We start from the raw sequence: 690 nt of genomic DNA on the forward strand, positions 1-690 counted from the left end.
AGTGACAAGTGGGTACGGCTTTTTTCCAGCGTGCCAAAACTGGGCCACCGTTTAAGATGAAAGGCCCCTTCAGGGTTCATCCAGGGCGCCAAGTGCGTAGCGCTGTAGCGGGACACCATCCAACACAGAGAAAACAGCGGGCAAGCGACCATCTCGTCCGACACGACCTCGGTAGTCGGCGTCAGGGGGCCCAACTCTACAGAGGCGGCAGCCAACTGGCGGAACAGCGCCTTGCTGGCATAGAAACGCTGGGACGCCGGTTTGAAATACAACAAACCATGTGGCGACGACGACACCAGCAGCCCTGCCGGGTTAGACACGTTTCCATTAACCACCTCATGCAGGGATAACCAGAAAGGGGAAACGCTATTGGATACGGTGGAAGAGGACACGACACCCTGTGAGGGCGAATGGGGCTGGGGTACCGACGGCCCTTCGAGCGCCAAGGTGCCCGCCACTTCGTCGAGTACAGACAACAACTGCATAACCCGGAAGGGGTGCTGTAGAACAAACGGCGACGCCGGTTTTTTCTGATTACTGTCGTATACGACAATGCGCGGCTTGTCGCTGCGAGCCCAGCGCTGAGTTTCATCCGTTTGATCGCAGGAAATCATCAGCACATCTGCGCTGTCGGGGTCACTATGACTCCAGCTCACTTCGGACCGACCATCCATGATCTTCAACATGGAC

At 57.1% G+C, this 690-nt stretch carries 1 protein-coding gene; it reads right to left on the minus strand.

Annotation, left to right across the window (positions count from 1 at the left end; translation table 11 throughout):
• A partial coding sequence (locus tag A3730_RS25375) for a hypothetical protein (RefSeq protein WP_156501357.1) occupies positions 1-674 on the minus strand: 674 nt, incomplete at its 3' end.
• Positions 675-690: the final 16 nt, after the last annotated feature.

This window comes from Alcanivorax sp. HI0044 (assembly GCF_001634945.1).